The following is a 15,827-nucleotide window of genomic DNA, read 5'->3' on the forward strand; positions in this document are numbered from 1 at the left end:
CACCTATATCGATAGTGGGCGTCTGCCCGGAGGAACGAGCCATGAGACATCCGCGGTTCATCAAGATTTCTCTGTTGGTCTCCCTTGCGTCGTTCGGCTGCGATGGCGATGTCGAGCGGGACGCACCGGAGGAACTGTTCGACATGAGCCTGCTCGAGCAAGACGACGAGGGCGAGTGGTATGCGCCGATCGATGAGGGCGCCCCCACCGAGTTGACCACACGCGACGATCCATCCGCGACCTACTTCAGCATGCACAATCATCTGGTGGGTATCAGCGGAGGCGTGTCCTATTGGTCGATCCATCGCAACGGCGGACACGGGACCGTTTGTGGATTCTTGAGCGACTTCAGCGAGCAATGCGCAAATGTGTCTGCCTACCTGGGCGGCAGTGTCGCGGTAACATACAATATCGATTATTGCGCGGGGGGATTCGTGAGAAACGCCAGTTGTGCGGTCTGGTGACCACCACTCGACGCCGAACCGGCCCCCTGTAAACTTCACCACTGAGCATTTCTCTGCTCTCCACTACCAAAGACACCCCTCAGCGCACGCGGTGCCCGGCCAACCAGACGTCGATGTCGGCGTCGACGAGCTCCTGCTCGGTCGCCTCGAAATCGTAGCGGGTCGCGGGCTGGTGAATCACTCACCCGGGGTCGCTCGGCGCGGGCGGTCAGCGATAGCCCTCGGGGACCTCGATCGTTCGCACCTCGACGCTCGCAGCCTCGACCTCCTGCGGCGAGAACGGCATCTCGAAGTAGCGGCCCGTGATCCAGGCGTCGACGAGATCGCCCCAGTGTGCGGCGTCCGGATCGCCGCCGTTGCCCGGCGCGAAGCTGTAGTGCAGGCGCGGCGTCCCCTCGTCGTCGAACGCGACGACCCCGCGGAACATCGGCCCGTCCTCGCTGATGAAGCGCACGGCGGCCTCGCTTCCGTCGAGGTAGGTCGCCGTGTTTTGGTTGAGCGTTCCGACCGAGCCCGGGCTCCCGACCTCGCCCCAGGTCAGGGCCGCGACGGGGCTGGCGAAGCGAGTGACGTGAAACTCGTCCCAGCGCAGGCCATCGGTCGTCGCGGCGCCAGTGTTGGCGCTCATCCACGCCGCGGTCGCATCGAGGGCCTCGAGCACGCGCGCGTCCACGGAGCCCTCGACCAGCGCGTCGCTGCCCGGGTAGGCCCCGGTGACCGCGAGCGCGCTGAACTTGAGGGCGAAGGCTGGCGCGGCCTCGACGACCGCGTCGAAGACCAGGGCCATCTCGTCGCCGATGCTCGCGCGGGCGAGCTCGTGGGCGAACACGTAGAACGCGAGGGCCGGGCCCGAGTCGGCGTCCATGCGCCGATCCCAAGCCTCGAGCTCCGACGCGAGCGCGCCGAGGTCGTCGCGGCCGAGGTAGGCGTCGAGATCTGGATCGCTGCCGACCGCGGCCCAGGCCGTCGCAACGAGGGGCACGATCAGATCGGCCTCGGTCGCGTAGGTGTCGGTCTGCAGGGCCTGCATGTCCGAGAGCGTGACGGGGTCCGCGTCGATCAGGCGCTCGAGCTCGTCGACGCCCCGCTTGGCGCGAAAGCCCGGGAGGAAGTAGGTCCCGAAGTAGAAGGGATCGTTGCTCAGATCCCCGTCGACGGTGAACCCGTAGGGCTCGTTGTTGGCGCTGAGCAGGTAGCCCTGGCTCGGGTCGCGGCTGCCGGGGAGCAGCGCGTCGTCGAGGTACGCGCCGGTCCACAGCGTCGAGGGATCGTCGCCGTCGAGCATCAGGAAGGGCAAGGCGATCGACGCCGGATCGCCGCGATCGGGGACCCGGACCCGCGAGCGATAGCCGATGCTCTGGGCGTCGGCGAACATCCAGTTGAAGGTCCCGACCTCCATTTGCTCGGCCGCGGCCTGGAAGTCGTCGGCGCTGTCGGCCCGGGCCATCGCAAAGAACGCGTGCAGCTCGTTGCCGTGCTGAAAGCCGGTCCAGCCGAGCAGCAGGCGGCGTCCCGCGCCCGCGACGAAGGCCTCGTTGATCCCGAGGCCCTCGAGCAGCGCGTCGCCGAGGAGGATCCCGCGGCCCGGGACCTCGTCGACGACGAGGATCACGTCGTCTTGGCCGCGCACGACGATCGTCTCCTCGCGCGGCACGTACTCGACGCTCTGCCCGCCGACGTCGACGGTCTGGGCCATGGGATCGGCCGACACGGACCACATGTCCATGACGTCGGCCGTGCCCGTCGTCGCGCCCCAGGCCACGGCCTCGTTGTGCCCGAGCTGGACACCCGGGGTCCCCGCGAACGCGAAGCCGGCGACGTTGAAGCTGCCCTCGCCGCGGCGGCTGTCGAGGTGCAGGCCGTAGACCAGCGCAGGGCTCGACAGCGGCTGGTGGGGATCGTTGGCCAGCATCGGGCGACCGGATGCCGTGTGCGCTCCGGCGACGACCCAGGCGTTGGATCCATCCACGGAGAACTCGTCGAGAGTCGCGTGCAGCCGGCGCAGACCCGCCCCGATCCTCGCCGCGTCCCCATCATCGAGCGCGGGTGCGGGCGGTAGATCTGTCCCGGGAGCGCGCCTGGCCCGGGGGCTCGGCCCCGCTCGGTCCCCCGCGGGCACGTCTTCGGGCGGGAGCGTGAACACCGGGTAGGCCGGCAACGGCAGCGTGAGATCGACGAGCAGCGTCGGATCGAGGCGGGCGAGGATCGTCGTCAGAAGCTCGTACTCGAGGCTGTTCGAGTTGCCGAACATCAGGAGCTTGGCGATCGCTCCGACGTCGTCCACCGTCCACTGCTCCGGCTCGATCCCGAGCGCGTCGAGGCCGGCCGGTGCCTCGACCTCGCCCGCGTCGACCGCCGCGATGTAGGCGTTGACGCCGGCGACCCAGGCCTCGATGAGCAAGTGATCCTCGGGGTGCTCCTCGTGAAGCCGAGCCATGTCGCGGCTCCCGAGCCCGGCGAAGTCGAACAGACGCGAGAGCTGATCCTCGTCGAGCTTGTCGACGCCGAGGACCTCGGCCTGGCGACCCAGGGCCCGGCGACGCAAGAGCAGCATCTGGACCAGCCGGGTCTCGGCCTGGACGTACCCCGAGGCCCAAAACACGCTGCGGTCCGAGGCCGCGACGAGGTGGGCGATCCCCTGGGCGTCGGTGTGAACCTCGACGATCCCCGGCTCGGGCGCGTCCTCGCCCGTGCCTTCGGTCTCGGCCGTTTCGCTGCTCGCGGTCGCCGAATCAGTCTCGGCCTCCCCATCCCCACGACAGGCGATCGTGGCGGGCAGCGCGAGGCCGAGGAGCACGATCAACAGGCGGGAGGACGGAGGCGGGTGGACGGACACGCCCAAGCATAGGCCTCGTCGAGAGAACGGTGGAGCTCTCGGGCAAGCAGCGGTATCGCGGTCACGCAGAGGATCGAGCAGGACCCCCACGTCCACGAACCCGTCTCCCCACTTCGACCCGCGCCGCTCTAGCGTTCGAAATACACGCTCAGCATCTCGTCCGTGGTGTACAGCGCGGGGTCCAGGGCCCTCAGCGCGGCCTCGTCCCCGGCGAGCGTGTGCTCGAGCCAGGCGGTGGTCATGTGGAGGATCACGTCCAACCCGTCGGCCTTGTCCCACGCAGGGTCCTCGCACATGTAGAACCGGTACTCCTCGGGCATCGAGTCGGTGAATGGCATGTCGTCGCAGCTCGCCGTCGCGATCATGTGCTCGGCTCCCTCGAGACCGACCAGGGCGCGCTGGGAGCTCGAGACGTGGTCGTAGGCCAGCTGCGCACCCCACTCCCAGGGCGTACCGGTGTCCGCGGTGCCGCCGATCGCCATCACCGGAAGGTCCACCGCGGCGAGCCCCTCCTCCCCGAAGAGATAGGCATCCCCCGCCATGGTCACGACCGTGTCCACGCGGGGATCCCCCATCGAGGGCCACAGCCCAGCGGGGATCTGGGGAAGACCCATGCTCGCGGCCAGGACCCCCTCGTTGCCGACGAAGGCGTCGCAGAAGTAGGCAGCCTTCATCGGGTCGGTCACGTCCTCGCAGCGGGTCGCCAGGCTCGCGGGGTCGAGGCGCGCGCCGGCGGTTGCGAGCGCGGTGTAGCCCCCGTAGGAGTGGCCGATCACCGCGACACGGTCGGTCTCGATCCAGTCGCTCTGGGCGGGCTCTTCGGCGAAGTCGAGGGTCGCGCTCACGTCGAGGGGCCGGTCGATCGTCGCGGCCAGCACGTCGGTGAACCAGTCCGCTTCGCGGTGCTCGGGCGCCAACACCACGAAGCCATGGGACGCCAGGTGCTCGGCCAAGGGGTGATACCACTCGGGGTTGAGGCCGAACCCGTGGGACAGCACCACGAGGGGATGGGGGCCGTCCTCCGCGACCGGGGCCCCCGCGAGGGCGGTCCCCGTGATGGCGACCGGATCCGCCGGAAAGCCGGGGAACTTGAGCACCACGTCGTAGGTGATGGACGCGGTGGCATCGCCTCGTGCGGGGTACCAGGCCTTGATCTCCAGGTCCTGGTGCCGCACGACCTGGTAGCCCGCGGCGTAGCTCCCCCGCCGGACGAAGGTCGTGGTCGGGTCGACGTCGCCGTCCGGCTCGCGAAGGTCGTCGACGGGGGCGCTCGAGCAGGCGAGCAGCGCGAGCGGCAGGGCGAGGTGCGGTGAACGGACGATGGATGCTGTCAGGCGGGCGAGCTGGGCTGGGTCGTCGGGCATGGAGCCTCCCTTTGGATGGCTTCCAGTCTATGGACTCCATGGCGGCGCTTCTTGACCGTTGCGGACAAGGTCTTGGCCCATCGGGCCAACCTCAGCCCGCGGCCCGTCGAAAACCCTTGGGCGTCTGCCCGGTCCACGCCTTGAAGGCCCGCGCAAAGGCGCTCTGATCCGCAAATCCCGTCAGGTAGGCGACCTCTGCGAGGCCGAGCGCACCGCGGGACAGGAGCGACTCCGCCACCTCGCGCCGGACCTGGTTGGCGACTCCCTGGAACGAGCAGCCCTGCTCGGCCAAGCGGCGGTGGAGGGTCCGCGCGCTCATGCCCAGGCGCCGTGCGACGTCGCCTCGCTTGGGCGGGCCGGAGCACAGCGTGTCCGTGATCGCGTGGCGAACCTGCTGCAAGATCGCGCTCTCCGTCCGCTGGGCGTGGAGCTCGTCGAGCTGGGCGAGCAGGTAGGCCGAGAGGCCCTCGTCGCCGAGGCGGGTGGGGGTGGCGAGGGCTCGTGCATCGAAGTGGAGCCCGTCGACCGGGGCCCCAAATCGCACCGGGGCGCCAAAGTAGGCCTCGTGGACGTCACCCTCCCCGGGACCCGGGTGGCGAAAGGACACCGCCACCAGCTTCACGGGGCGCTCGGCCACCTGCCCGAGCAACGACACGATCGCCGCCAGGGCGCACTCGTTGGCGAGCTGCATCCCGCGTCGCTGGTCCGAGGGCCGTCCGCTGAGCACGAACAGGGGATCCGGGCCGTCACCGACCAGCCCGTACTCGAGGGTGTCGCTGACGACGAGGATGTAGCGAGCCAGGCGCTCCAGTACGTCCCGCACGTCGCTGGCCGTCTTGAGCGCGAGACCGAATGCCCCGAAGTCCTCCGGACGGATGGCTCGACCGTAGCGAAGCGGCAGCGCCGTGTCGTCGGCACCGCAGCGCTCGAGCAGGTCGTAGTAGATCTCCGCCGACACGAGCTCGAGGTCGTCCATCGAAGCCGGATCGGCCACGAGCCCGGCGCGCTGGAGCAGCACCGAGGGCGAGGAAGGCCCGCGGCTGACTTCGACGACCCTGCGGACGATGCGGGCCGAGATCACGCTCATGGGCCGAGTCTACCCTCGAAGCGGAGCGGGCGGGTCAGCCGATGAGCCAGCGCTGCGTCGCGTTGCCTTGGGGCGGGCGGGTGACCACGGAGTAGTCGTTGGCCGAATTCTCGTGGGCATCCATGAAGCGCCCCGTGCTGAGCTGCTGCACCGTATAGGCGTTGCTGGCCACGTGCAAGACGACCCATCGCTGGGTGTCGTCGTACTGACCGGTCCGGGTGACGACCGAGTAGTCGGAGCCCGATTCATGGGCATCGACGAAGCGATCGGAGCTGACCTGCTGGATCACGTAGAGGCCGCCGATCAGCGCGAAGTGCCATCGCTGGGTGTCGTTGTCCTGCCTCGGGCGAGTGACCACGGAGTAGTCGTTGGCCGAATTCTCGTGGGCGTCCATGAACCGCTCGGTGCTCTGCTGCTGGAGCGTGTAGGTGTTGCCGCTCACGAGCGAGGCCACCCACCGCTGGGTCTCGTTGTCTTGATCCAGGCGGGTGACCACGGAGTAGTCGTTGGCCGAATTCTCGTGGGCGTCCATGAACCGCCGCGAGCTCAGCTGCTGGAGCGTGTAGGTCGACAGGCTGCCCACGACGGGGAGTGCCACCCACCGCTGGGTGTCGTTGTCTTGATCCGGGCGAGTGACCACGGAGTAGTCGTTGGCCGAATTCTCGTGCGCATCGAGGTAGCGGCCGGAGCTGACCTGTCGGATGGTATGGATCGCTCCGATCGGCGTGAAGCGCCACCGTTGAGTGTCATTGTTCTGTGCGGGGCGGGTGACCACGGAGTAGTCGTTGGCCGAATTCTCGTGCGCATCCATGAAGCGCCCCGTGCTCTCCTGACGGACGGTGTAGATGCCGGCGGAAAGGGGCATGTTCGAACTGCTGTGGATCATGGCGGTCTCTCTCGTGTCCTCTTGCCGGCGCTCGTGATCACACGCTCGCTCGTGTGATCAGGACTCGTGTCTCAGGACTCGTGTGATCAGGACTCGTTCGCCGGGCTCATGGGACCAAACGAGCATGGCACTCGGCCATGAACCGCACTGCGCGCGATCACGTATCGTACGGCGAACATGGTTCATCGTGCGGATCGAAGTGGGTATGATGTGCAGTTGGTGGATCGACGAACGCGGCGCCTCGCCGGGCGCCGGCTTCGTCGGGCTCGGGCCCAGCCCGGCTACGGTGGCTACGGAGATCCGGTGGTTCGAACCCCTGCGGTTCGCCGCATCTCGTGCTGCTCGAGCGACCGCCGCCGGAACCCGCGAGCGAGCAGGAATGCATCGAGCGAAGGCTCGCTCGGCGTCCCTACCGAGAGCCCCGCCGGCTGCAGCTCGCGTATGGCGGTCGCCAGCAACGCCGTACCCAGCCCGCGACGACGCTGCGGCTCGCGGACGTACAAGAAGTCGATCCTTCCGCTCGGATCCAGCCCGATCGCTCCGGCGATCCCACCACCTTCGACCACGGCGAAGCTTCGCTGCCCCGTGACCTGCTCGATGCAGAACGCCTGGTTTTGCCAGTTGACGTGCACCGCAGCCGTGGCGCACCCGCGCGCGTCCGCCAGCGAGCACGGCTCGATGCGCGGCCCCTCCATCGAGCCCGGTACGATCGTACCGGGCTCGTCGTGGTGGTAGTAGCCGAGCCGCCCCACCGGCTCGTAGCCCTGCTTGCGGTAGAACGCAATGGCCCGGTCGTTGCCCACGATCACCTCGAGCCACAGTTGCGCGCATCCGGCCTCGCGGGCGGATTGCCGATGGCGCTCGAACAGCCCACGGCTCAGGCCCAGACGCCCGCGGTGCTCGGGGACGATCGCCATCGCCCCCATGCGCATCGTTCGTACGCCCTCGAGCGTCCGTACTCCACCCAGGATCAGCCCCGCCGGCTCGCCGTCGACCAGCGCCACGAAGGAGCACGCCCGCTGGTTGCATTCGATGCCAAAGAAGCGCTGCTCGAAGGCGTCCACCCCCAGCGAGAACTGCACGACGTAGTCGGAGAACCCCCGGGAGAAGGCCGCATGGACGACCGTCGGGTCGATCGCGTCACAACGGTGGTACTCCAGCTCGGTCATGGCACTCGGTTGGGGACTGGCGACGGACTCTACGCTCGGTCCGCGGCGAGCTCACCCGCCCATGGCGGGATCGAGCGGAGCCACCCATCGCAGCGGCCCACGTGGCCACGTGCTCATCGGATCCGAGTCGTCGCGTGGCGCCCGGGCCGGTCCCAGCAGCACACGACCGTCGGTCGTCACGCCGTACACCTCGCCATCCACCCGACCTCGCTCGGCTCCAGTGGTCATCGAGAGCACGCGTGCCTCCACGCCGTTGGCCAGTACGATCCACTCGCCTGCGGCGTGCCTGATCCATCTCCAGCGCTCGAAGGGCCCCAGCCCGCGGCCGCGCGAGTCACCGCGAAACCGATGGTGCACCAGGTCGCCGCCACGGCGAACCACCACGGCCTCGGGCCGCGCGTGCATGACGAAGTCGAAGGTCGGCAGGGTCACGCGCTCGTGGGTCGTGGGGCTCAGGAGCTCGCCGGGGCCCACGGAGAGCAGGGCCGGCCAGCCTCCGAGGCTCTCCGCATCGCGCGAGACCTCGCCCGATCCCAGCGGCTCGGACGAGCCATCGCCATGGACCTCGAGCAGCGTGGCGTGCGAGCGACAGGCGACGATCGCCGAGCGCCCTTGCTCGTCACTCCAGGCGACCACGCCGTCGCAGGTCGCGTCGGTCACCGTCCGTACGCCCGAGGGCGATCGCAGCACGAGCGCGCCGTCGGGCTCGCGGGCCAGGATGCCTCCGGTGAGCGCCAGCAGCCCGCCGGGCTCGCTCACGAGCGTCGCCCCGGGCTGGAGATCGACCCGATGCACCTGCACCGCATCGTGGGGATCGCCCTTGCCCATCACGCCCAGGCCCCCCGAGAGGCCACACGCCCACTGCATCGAGGACAGCGTGTCGATGGCGAAGCGAGGGCCGTTGATCCGACCGTCGCCGTTGGTGTCCTCGCGTGCAATCTCCAGCCACACGGCGCGACCCGCCGGGTCCATGCGCATGCCGACGAGCACGCCAGGCCCCAGGTCCACCGACCAGTGCTCGCCATCGGACAGGCGATGCACCTCCAGGTGCTCGTCGTCCACTCCGGTGAAGCGCCCCACGAGGTGGGTGCCGTCGGCCGAGAACCTCAGCACGGTCGGTCCCTCGGTCGACAGCGGCGGCAACCGGCGCATGGAGGGCACCGCGGTGTCCACCAGACCGACCCCGCTCGAGTCGCTGAAGGCGAGCCAGCGGCCATCTCGGGTCGAGGCCATCCGCTCGGGCATGGCGTGCCCAGGCCCGGAGCCCAGGACGAGGTAGGGTGTGATCTGGTCGCCCTCGATCGAGACGATGTGCTGGCGTACGGCGATCTCACCGTCGCCGTCGGTGTCCTCGCGCGCCTGACAGATCACGGCCCAGCTGCCATCGGACCCCACTGCGCCGACCCGTACGGGGTGCTCGGTGCCGAGTACCTCGCCCATGGCTCCTCGAGGGAGCGGGGTCCCCAGCGGTGAAGACGAGGGCTCGGGCTTCGATGCGGATGCGTCGGTGGGCTCGGCGCTCGGAGGAAGGCTCGGGGGCATGGATGGCGCCCGATGGCACGATGCGAGGAGCATGGCCACCGACGCGAGGCTCGGGCCAGCGCGAAGGGACATCGGGCCGCACCATAGCATCCGCGGCAGCCGCCATGCTCCCGTGGTCATGTCGAGATGCGCGCTGATGCGATGCCTTGCAGCACGCGACGGTCGTGGTAGGGCTCACGCCCGGTCGAGGAATTCCATGCCCTCGTAGGGCGCCTGCCGGCACGCGGCGAGTCGCGATCGCAGATCCCCCACGTGGATCTCGAGGCGGTGGCCGTCGGGATCCTCGAAGTAGAGCGACGGTCCCTCGCTGCGGTCGTCTTGCCACTGTCTCGCGCCGGCGGTCAGGATCCGGTCGCGCAGCGTCTCGAAGCGATCGGCGTCCACCGAGAACGCGAGGTGGGTGCCGCCGGTGGCCGGGGAGGCCTCGGCCCGCACGTCGAGGCTCAGGCACAGCCACAGCGTTCCCGCCTCGAGGTAGGCCCCTCGTACCCAGCGCGCCATCGCATGGCAGCCGAGCACGTCCACGTAGAACCGCAGCGAGCGGTCGAGGTCGGCCACCGCGAGGGTCACGTGGTTGATGGCGGTGATCATGCCCATGCGTCCTCGCTCAGCGCCAGCGCCGATCGTGCAGCAGCGGCACCGCGATCCCGCTGCTGGCCCCCAGCACCGCGCCCATCAGCACGTCGGTGGGGTAGTGCTTGCCGGCGACCACGCGTAGGGTGGCCGTGGCCGAGGCGGCGGCGAGGCCGAGCCCCCACGCGAGGCCCAGGCCCACCTTCTGACGGCGGGTTCGCGGCGCGCAGCGACGCGCGTGCGGCTGCGGCTCGCACTGCGCGAGCGTCAGAAGCATGGCCCCGGCCACCGCCGAGGCGAACGTGATGGTGGCGTGTCCCGAGGGAAACGAGCGGCCGAAGTCGCCGTCGGGCTCGACGCCCTCGGCCAACAACGTGTCCTCGGGCAGGTGCGCAAGCGGTCGCGGGCGGCCGACCGCGTCCTTGAGGATGTCGGTGGTGAGCATCGCGACCCCGATCGACTCGGCCCAGATCGCGGTGTCGATGCCGAAGCGGGCCGCCCCGCGCCTACGCGGTCGGTCGACGCCCTGCTCGCGCTCCCGCCGAGCCCACCGGATCGACTCGGTCAGACTCACCACCAACGGGCCGACGAGGGCGAGCGCCATCGTCACGTCCGAGAGCGTGGCGGCGGTACCGTTGTAGTGCCCCAGCGCGACACCATCGATGGGCTCGAGGATCCCGAGGTCGGGGCACGTGCCCTCTCGAGGCGGTGAGCACACCGTCGGCGCCGCGCGGCTCTCCCCCAGGCGCTCCATGATGGCGAAGCCGAGGCCGGTGGTCGCGATCACGGGGGCCGTGATTCCCCAGCGCACGTGCAGCGGGTGGACGGGTCGCGAGACGGGCGGCGAGGAGGTCGGCGAGCGCTGCAGCGGCGGGGCGGGCACGGCGACGAAGGTCTCGGCGCCGGCGGATGGTGGCGCCTCCTCGCTCGGCTCGCTCGGCTCGCTCGGCGCCGCGTCGTCGCCAGGAGCGGACGCCTCCGGCCCGTCGTCGGGCGCCGCGGTCGCGTCGCTCGCTTCGTCGCTCGCCGCTGCGGTCTGGCTCGGCTCGTTCGTGGCGTTGGGCGGCTCGCTCGCCGAAACGGGCGGTTCACCGTCGAGCGCCCTCGCATGCGCCGGGCAAGCGCCTCCGAGGAGGATCATGCAAGCGGTCGTGCATGGCCACCCCAACGTCATCCCACGCGTTCCCCTCGCCGACGACATCGCATGGTTCTACCACGCGTCGACGAGTCGGGGTGGTGAGCGCCCCGGTGGATCCTAGGCTGGGCCGTGATGGGCTCGAAACGAATGCTGACCCGTGGGCGCTTCCTCAGGATCAGCGCCAGCTTGCTCGGCGTGGGCTCCTTGCCTCTGAACCTGGGGTGCGCGGCCGAAGGGGGAGGGGAGTGCGAGGACGATCCCGACGTGAGCATCGCGAGCAACCATGGACACCAACTGGTGATCCCCCTGGCCGATCTGGGTGCCAGTGACGACGTCACCTACGACATCCGCGGCGAGGCCTCCCACTCCCATCTGGTGACGCTCACGACGCAGCAGCTCGCGAGGCTGTACCGCGGAGAGACGGTGGCGGTGTTCTCCACGGTGGCCGAGGCGCACGACCACCTCGTGACGATCTCCTGCTAGCCCTCACCGACCGCGACGCAGGACGCAGGACGCAGGACGGGCCCGAAGGGCCTGAGAGGAGGGGGCCCCCGTCACGGCTTCGCCGGGACGGGGGGAGGCCGGCGGAACGGCCTCCCTACAGACTAGAACCGCCACGTGAGCGGGTCGCCGACGAGCGATGCTCGCGCGGCGTGGTCGCCCGACCTTCGCGCCACGATCGCATAGCGAACCACGCCAGCCACCACGAGGGCGCCCCCCGCGACCATCACGCTCGCTCCGGTCGCCCAGAGGGTGCGGACCGAGCGGCGACGCTGCTCGTAGGCCTGCTCCGACTCCGCCTCGACCGATGTGCGCGCACGGGTGAACGAGAGCACGGAGGGCACCGAGCCGCCCACCACGAGCCCCGCGCCGAGCCCCACGAGCACCCCTCCGAGCACGTCGCGTCGTGGCGAGGGGGCAGTGGGATCGTCGCTCGGCGAGCGGGTGGGCTCGAGCGCGTCGCGGGTGGGCTCGACCGCGGTCGTCGGCTCGTCCTCTCCGAGGATCGAGCGGCACGCGTCGATCACGTCCCGAGCGGCTCGGACATCGGGCTCGGGCGGACCGGCCGCGATGAATGCCTCGAACACCTCGATCGCCGCCTTGCAGTTGCCCGCTCGCCGCAGGGACTGCGCCCGCCCGAACAGGAACGCGGGGTCGCCCGTGCGCGCGTAGGCGCGTTCGAACTCCGCGGCGGCCTTCGCATACTCGCCCTCGCGAAACAGGCGGCCCGCGAGCGTGGCCGGATCCTCGGCCGCGATGGCCTCGGGTTCGGCGTGCCGGAGGCCCGCCAGGGTGCTCGAGGCGCTCGACGAGGCGAGCGCTGCGAGCACGAGAGCGAACGCGGTCGACATCCGAGGACATACCTCTAGCCCGACCATACCCGGCCTGGCAAGGGGCTGGACGCGGCGGGGCAATGTGCCACGGTCTTCGACCCAGCGCGACGACCGACGTGCTCGAGATCCTTGAAGAGCCCCAAAGGCCCATGTTACCGGGAGTGAAGGATGGTTGCATCGAGCGACCTCTTCGTCACGGAGGACGGCCACGCCTCTGGACGCGATGGTGCGGCGAGCGCCGAGGTGAGGTCCATTCGTGGTCAACACGTCGGCCGGTTCCTGGTGCTGGGGCCGCTGGGCCACGGTGGCATGGGGATTGTCGTCGAGGCCCACGACGAGCAGCTCGATCGCAATGTGGCGCTCAAGCTATTGCACCCCGAGATGGCGCGACGCCATCATGCGAGACTCTTGCGAGAGGCCCAGGCGCTGGCCCGGTTGTCCCACCCCAACGTCGTGCAGATCTACGACGTGGGCATGGTTGGCCAGCGGATGTTCATCGCGATGGAGCTCGTTCGTGGATGCACGCTGACCAAGTGGCAGCGCTCCCCTCGTCCATGGCGTGAGGTCGTCGCGCACTACCTGCAGGCCGCGCGCGGACTGGCGGCGGCTCATGCCAAGGGCCTGATCCACCGCGACTTCAAGCCCGACAATTGCATCCTGGGAGACGACGGGCGGGTGCGTGTGCTCGACTTCGGCCTGGCACGCGAGGTGGGAACGCGCGGCCGCGCCGAGGCCACCCTCGACGAGCCGGTCGAGGATCACGCCGCCGCGTCCAGCTCGCTCAAGGCCCGCCTCACGCGGGAGGGGGTGGTGCTCGGAACGCTCGCTTACATGTCGCTCGAGCAGCTGCAGGGCCAGCCCGCAGATGCGCGGACCGACCAGTACTCGCTGTGCGCCGCGCTTCATGAGGCGCTCCATGGCGTGCTCCCCTACGAGGCCGATGGTCCCGGGTCTCTGATGCGGGCGATGCTCGAGGGTCGGCGGATGCCCGTGGCGGGCGCCCCGGTGCCACGACGGATCCGCCAGGTCCTGGAGCGAGGGCTGTCGCTGCGACCCGCCGAGCGCTGGCCGAGCATGGACGCGCTCATCGGCGCGCTCGAGGCGGGTACGAGGCGTCGGCGTGGATGGCCGGCCGCGGCCATGCTGGGGATCGGGCTCGCGCTGGGCGGAGGGCTGTCGCTGCGGAGCTCGCCGCCCAGCCCCTGTGCCGAGATCGACGCGACGCTCCTGGGTGCGTGGGACGAGGACGCGCGGCAGCGTGTGGCGGAGGCGTTCGCTCGTCACGACCCACCCGATGCCAACGTGCTGGAGCCGCGAGTCACTGCGATCCTCGACGACCATGCCCGGGCATGGGGAACGATGGCGCACGAGTCGTGTACCGCGACCTTCGTGACCCACGAGCAGTCCGAGGCCACGTTCGAGCGGCGGGCTCGTTGCCTGGAGCGCAGCCGCAATCACGCGGTGGTCGCGATCGACGTGCTGGTCGGGGCCGAGGACGCCGCTGCGCTGGTCCAGGGCTCGGTGCTGCCGTTCAAGCTGCCCCGGTTGACGGCCTGTGCCGAGGCCCTCGGGGAGCGGCACCCGCCGGTGGAGGAGCTCGCGTCGGAGCCACGCCATGACGAGCTGCGCCGCGACATCGATCGCGCCAACGACCTGCGGGAGATCGGGCGCTACGTGGAGGCGCAGGCGCTGGCCTCTGGCGCGGTCAAGGCCGCCACCGCCCTGGGAGCGCCGCATCTTCACGCCGAGGCGCTCGAGTGCCTCGGACGGATCAATGCCGAGGGGTGGATGATGCCCGAGACCAGGGGCCGGCTCGAGGCGGTGATCGACGAGGCCAGCCGCCTGGGCCAGAGCCGCGTGGAGGCGCGGGCCTGGCTGTCGCTGGTCTACGCGGCCGCCATGCAAGGTGAGCTGGAGGAGGCGAGGCACTACCTGCTGGGAGCGGCCTCCGCGGTGGAGCGGGTCGGCGATCCGTTGCTGCGGGCGTGGCTGCTCAACGATCGCGGGGTGCTGGCCTCCAGGCAGGGGGACGAGGACTCCGCGATCGCTCATCTCACGGAGGCGCTCGAGCTCAAGGTCCGCGCGCTGGGAGCAGAGCACCTCGATGTGGGGATCGCCCACAACAACCTGGCCACGGCGCTCATCCATGCCCGGCGCCATCGAGCCGCCGGCGAGTCGATCGAGCGCGCGCGCTCGATCTTCGAGGCCACGGTGGGCCCGTCGAGCATCTTCATGACCCATGCGCTGATCGGAAGCTGCTCGGTGGAGCAGGGACTCGGGCGCTTCGAGGCGGCCGTCGACGTGTGTGCGGTCGTGCTGGAGAGGCTCGAGGTCGCTTCCGTGGCGCCTGCCTGGGAACGCGAGGTTCGGATGACGATGGCCAACGCGCTCTGGGAGCTCGGGCGCCGAGCCGAGGCTCGAGCCATGGCCAGCCAAGTGGCCGAATCGTTGGGGCCCGACGAATCCGAGCTGCGTGCCGTCACCGATATATGGTTACAGGAGCATGCGGATTGAACGACACATGATTCATGGTACATCGTGCACGCCCAGAACGGGCCGAAGGACATGGACGAATGAGGGTGCGTGAATGCCGAAAATCAATGGATCGCAGCGTACGAATCGCCGCAGTGATTCCATGGGTCCTGGGGACACTGGCCTGTGCCGTACCCGATGACACCGTCTGGGACGACGAGTGGCAATTTCGAGGCGATGATGGCGATGTGATCCAGACCCCACCCAATCCGCCGGGTGGATTCATCAACAATGGTCTCGACGACCCGGATGTCGGTGGAATCGATCCCGCGCATGGTCTCCACACGGTGGATGGGCTCGACGGTGCCCATCTCTCCGATTCCGGTCGGCTGGCCACTGCCCGGTACGTGGTGGAGTGTGCGCTGTCGAGCGATCAGACCGTGACCAAGACCGTCGATGGTGAGCCCGTGGACTTCCACGGGGCACTGGGCCTGGCCCCCGAGTGGTACGACGAGCCGTGCGACCAGAGCTGCCAGGAGTGGGTCTCGGCGTGTGTGCTCGCGCGCACCAACGTCAGCGGTCAGACCGTCTCGCTACACCTGCGGGGTGAGCACCCTGCCCTCGGTACGACCCCGGACCCGGGCCATCCCCACTACGAGGCCAACTTCTTCGGCAACTTGTTCCTCTCCGACGACGAGGCCTACATGTGCCAGGGGACGTTGATCGGCTCGGTGCTCGCGCAGCTCGACGGCCGGACGTGCTCGAACCTCCTGGGGGGGTACTGCGGCTTCACCACGTATGGCGGCTGCATGGTCCCGCCGTTGTCCAGCCGCTGCGACTTCGTGAGGCCCGTGTCGCCGACCGCGATCGATTGCATGAAGGGCATCTCGCCCGGCGGCGCGCCGCTGCACACCATCACGACCTACGTCGAGACCCCGCTGCTCTAACAATCCGGATCCCTG

13 protein-coding genes are annotated in these 15,827 nt (G+C 69.6%); 4 read left to right on the plus strand and 9 right to left on the minus strand.

Features of this window, described 5'->3' with window-relative positions; genetic code table 11:
• Nucleotides 1–41: 41 nt before the first annotated feature.
• Nucleotides 42–464, plus strand: a complete 423-nt coding sequence (locus OEB96_RS22070; RefSeq protein ID WP_266218520.1) for a hypothetical protein — start codon at nt 42–44, stop codon at nt 462–464.
• Nucleotides 465–672: 208 nt separating this feature from the next.
• On the opposite strand, the gene OEB96_RS22075 is transcribed toward OEB96_RS22070, so the two are convergent.
• The 8 genes from OEB96_RS22075 to OEB96_RS22110 all read right to left on the minus strand — a co-directional run bounded on the left by OEB96_RS22075 (nt 673) and on the right by OEB96_RS22110 (nt 11,062).
• A complete protein-coding gene (locus OEB96_RS22075; RefSeq protein ID WP_266218521.1) occupies nt 673–3,300 on the minus strand; it encodes a penicillin acylase family protein in 2,628 nt (875 codons plus the stop codon).
• Between the two features lie 128 nt (nt 3,301–3,428).
• Complete coding sequence (locus OEB96_RS22080) at nt 3,429–4,664, minus strand: alpha/beta hydrolase family protein (protein WP_266218523.1); 1,236 nt, start codon at nt 4,662–4,664, stop codon at nt 3,429–3,431.
• A gap of 91 nt (nt 4,665–4,755) precedes the next feature.
• The gene (locus tag OEB96_RS22085; protein ID WP_266218525.1) at nt 4,756–5,751 is read right to left on the minus strand and encodes an AraC family transcriptional regulator; all 996 of its coding nucleotides are present in this window, start codon (nt 5,749–5,751) and stop codon (nt 4,756–4,758) included.
• 34 nt (nt 5,752–5,785) lie between these two features.
• A complete protein-coding gene (locus tag OEB96_RS22090; protein WP_266218527.1) occupies nt 5,786–6,616 on the minus strand; it encodes an RICIN domain-containing protein in 831 nt (276 codons plus the stop codon).
• 311 nt (nt 6,617–6,927) lie between these two features.
• Complete coding sequence (locus OEB96_RS22095) at nt 6,928–7,806, minus strand: GNAT family N-acetyltransferase (protein WP_266218529.1); 879 nt, start codon at nt 7,804–7,806, stop codon at nt 6,928–6,930.
• Nucleotides 7,807–7,857: 51 nt separating this feature from the next.
• Nucleotides 7,858–9,246: a hypothetical protein gene (locus tag OEB96_RS22100; protein WP_266218531.1), complete on the minus strand. Its 1,389-nt coding sequence runs from the start codon at nt 9,244–9,246 to the stop codon at nt 7,858–7,860.
• 276 nt (nt 9,247–9,522) lie between these two features.
• Complete coding sequence (locus OEB96_RS22105; protein ID WP_266218533.1) at nt 9,523–9,939, minus strand: fosfomycin resistance glutathione transferase; 417 nt, start codon at nt 9,937–9,939, stop codon at nt 9,523–9,525.
• A 16-nt stretch (nt 9,940–9,955) separates the two neighbouring features.
• Nucleotides 9,956–11,062: a phosphatase PAP2 family protein gene (locus OEB96_RS22110; RefSeq protein ID WP_266218535.1), complete on the minus strand. Its 1,107-nt coding sequence runs from the start codon at nt 11,060–11,062 to the stop codon at nt 9,956–9,958.
• A 129-nt stretch (nt 11,063–11,191) separates the two neighbouring features.
• Between OEB96_RS22110 and OEB96_RS22115 the strand changes: the two genes are divergently transcribed.
• A complete protein-coding gene (locus OEB96_RS22115; RefSeq protein ID WP_266218537.1) occupies nt 11,192–11,542 on the plus strand; it encodes a hypothetical protein in 351 nt (116 codons plus the stop codon).
• Nucleotides 11,543–11,664: 122 nt separating this feature from the next.
• Here OEB96_RS22115 and OEB96_RS22120 read toward each other — a convergent pair whose 3' ends face one another.
• Nucleotides 11,665–12,411 carry a tetratricopeptide repeat protein gene (locus OEB96_RS22120; protein WP_266218538.1) on the minus strand — a complete coding sequence of 249 codons (747 nt, stop codon included), beginning with the start codon at nt 12,409–12,411 and terminating at the stop codon, nt 11,665–11,667.
• A 150-nt stretch (nt 12,412–12,561) separates the two neighbouring features.
• On the opposite strand from OEB96_RS22120, the gene OEB96_RS22125 reads away from it, so the two are divergent.
• On the plus strand, nt 12,562–14,907 hold the full coding sequence (locus tag OEB96_RS22125) for a protein kinase domain-containing protein (RefSeq protein ID WP_266218540.1): 2,346 nt from the start codon (nt 12,562–12,564) through the stop codon (nt 14,905–14,907).
• Nucleotides 14,908–15,020: 113 nt separating this feature from the next.
• Nucleotides 15,021–15,812, plus strand: a complete 792-nt coding sequence (locus OEB96_RS22130; protein WP_266218542.1) for a hypothetical protein — start codon at nt 15,021–15,023, stop codon at nt 15,810–15,812.
• The last annotated feature ends 15 nt before the right edge of the window (nt 15,813–15,827 follow it).

The sequence above is a fragment of the Paraliomyxa miuraensis genome, assembly GCF_026337845.1.
In the GTDB taxonomy this organism is placed as follows: Bacteria; Myxococcota_A; Polyangia; order Nannocystales; family Nannocystaceae; genus Paraliomyxa; species Paraliomyxa miuraensis.

Bases quoted from the DNA above. Each gene is read 5' to 3' on its own strand.
- OEB96_RS22120 (WP_266218538.1), bottom strand. From the start codon at position 12,411: ATGTCGACCGCGTTCGCTCTCGTGCTCGCAGCGCTCGCCTCGTCGAGC.
- OEB96_RS22115 (WP_266218537.1), top strand. From the start codon at position 11,192: ATGGGCTCGAAACGAATGCTGACCCGTGGGCGCTTCCTCAGGATCAGC.
- OEB96_RS22110 (WP_266218535.1), bottom strand. From the start codon at position 11,062: ATGATCCTCCTCGGAGGCGCTTGCCCGGCGCATGCGAGGGCGCTCGAC.
- OEB96_RS22080 (WP_266218523.1), bottom strand. From the start codon at position 4,664: ATGCCCGACGACCCAGCCCAGCTCGCCCGCCTGACAGCATCCATCGTC.
- OEB96_RS22100 (WP_266218531.1), bottom strand. From the start codon at position 9,246: ATGGGCGAGGTACTCGGCACCGAGCACCCCGTACGGGTCGGCGCAGTG.
- OEB96_RS22085 (WP_266218525.1), bottom strand. From the start codon at position 5,751: ATGAGCGTGATCTCGGCCCGCATCGTCCGCAGGGTCGTCGAAGTCAGC.
- OEB96_RS22125 (WP_266218540.1), top strand. From the start codon at position 12,562: ATGGTTGCATCGAGCGACCTCTTCGTCACGGAGGACGGCCACGCCTCT.
- OEB96_RS22095 (WP_266218529.1), bottom strand. From the start codon at position 7,806: ATGACCGAGCTGGAGTACCACCGTTGTGACGCGATCGACCCGACGGTC.
- OEB96_RS22105 (WP_266218533.1), bottom strand. From the start codon at position 9,939: ATGATCACCGCCATCAACCACGTGACCCTCGCGGTGGCCGACCTCGAC.
- OEB96_RS22090 (WP_266218527.1), bottom strand. From the start codon at position 6,616: ATGCCCCTTTCCGCCGGCATCTACACCGTCCGTCAGGAGAGCACGGGG.
- OEB96_RS22070 (WP_266218520.1), top strand. From the start codon at position 42: ATGAGACATCCGCGGTTCATCAAGATTTCTCTGTTGGTCTCCCTTGCG.